We start from the raw sequence: 1346 nt of genomic DNA, 5'->3' as shown, positions 1-1346 counted from the left end.
AAATGTTGATATATTCTTGTTTGAACAGAATGGTAGAAAACTTATTTATTCTCCTTGTGATTGTAAAATATTTCCTGAAAATGAATATTTATATAATGCGGATATTTTAATAATTGGAAATACATTTATTGGAAATGTGTTAAAAAACGGTACAATAATAAATGAAAAACACCCATTGAGGCAAGAATTATATAGTATGGAAAATATAATAGAAATAAAGGAAAAATATAAAATAAAAACAGTAATAATAACACACATAGAAGAAGATTGGGGAAAATCATATGATGAATATAAAGTTTTAGAAAAAGAATATGAAAATATTAAATTTGCATATGATGGAATGGAAATAGAATTATAAAGGGCGGGCAAATATCGCCTAACAGGACAGTTTACGTATCGCCGCCTGTCGGCGGCTCGGCTTCCGTAAACAGCACGGAACGTTATGTGAAATAATGCGAAAGTTTACGAAGTAGCGGGGGGAAAAATAAGAGAGCAAGGCTTAATGGCTTTTACGCCCAACGTAAGATTGAGACCCCTTCAAAGCCCCTGTCTTCGCTGTTTATTAGCCTTGCCCTCTAATGTAAAATCATATAAAAAATGGAAAAATAATACCGAACAATTTTAATCATTTTTCAATTTAATTCCTTATTCATTACGCATGAATTAAAAGGTAATTTTCTTGTTCCGTCATATAATTTATCTGTTCTAATTTGTTTGTAATTTAATTTTTTATACCATTCTACTAATATCTCATTCATATCAATAACGTGGATTTCCGATATTTTACCGCCTTTTTCTTTGATTTGATTTTCAATGAATGCCATTAATTTCTTCCCTATTCCTAAATGTCTGTAATCTGGTAATACCGCTAACCGCTCGATAATATAGGTTTGTTCTTTATAGTATGAATATCCGACACAACCTACCATTTGTTCATCGATTTTATAACCATACATTTTTAATCCGTCAATTAATTGCTTTTCGATTATATCAGCGCCAATGAAAGCAGGGAAACGTTGAACGGTCTCTTTTGTAAATCCATACTGCAATGCAACTGTCATGAATGCTTTATTTATAATGCCTGTTATAACTTTGCTGTCAGTTAATTCGATTATTTTTTCATTGTTCTTGTTTATTTCCATGTTCTCCCCCTTTCAAGAATAATAAATTAAAAATCATATATTTTATATTTTTCCAATTTTTTTGGAATTTCAATAACATCAATAGATTTAAATATCATATTAGTCGGCATTAAAACATCAAGATAATCTACTATCCATTCACGAGAATTGTACCCTTTTAACTCATAGATTTTAGAATTAGCGCTGTCTTCTCTAATACCAATC

At 30.1% G+C, this 1346-nt stretch carries 2 protein-coding genes; one reads left to right on the top strand and one right to left on the bottom strand.

Features of this window, described 5'->3' with window-relative positions:
- Window positions 1-358, top strand: a 358-nt coding sequence (locus ACYVRH_RS12780) for an MBL fold metallo-hydrolase (protein WP_461257281.1), incomplete at its 5' end; no start/stop codon positions are given.
- A 274-nt stretch (window positions 359-632) separates the two neighbouring features.
- Here the strand turns inward: ACYVRH_RS12780 and ACYVRH_RS12775 are convergent.
- The gene (locus ACYVRH_RS12775) at window positions 633-1142 is read right to left on the bottom strand and encodes a GNAT family N-acetyltransferase (RefSeq protein ID WP_461257280.1); all 510 of its coding nucleotides are present in this window, start codon (window positions 1140-1142) and stop codon (window positions 633-635) included.
- Window positions 1143-1346 lie beyond the last annotated feature (204 nt).

It is taken from the genome of Treponema sp. R80B11-R83G3, assembly GCF_054786115.1.
Note: the sequence above shows the minus strand (reverse complement) of the source record. Positions and strands in the feature narration are given on the sequence as shown.

Coding starts and splice junctions, on each gene's coding strand:
- ACYVRH_RS12775 (WP_461257280.1), bottom strand. CDS start 1,142: ATGGAAATAAACAAGAACAATGAAAAAATAATCGAATTAACTGACAGC.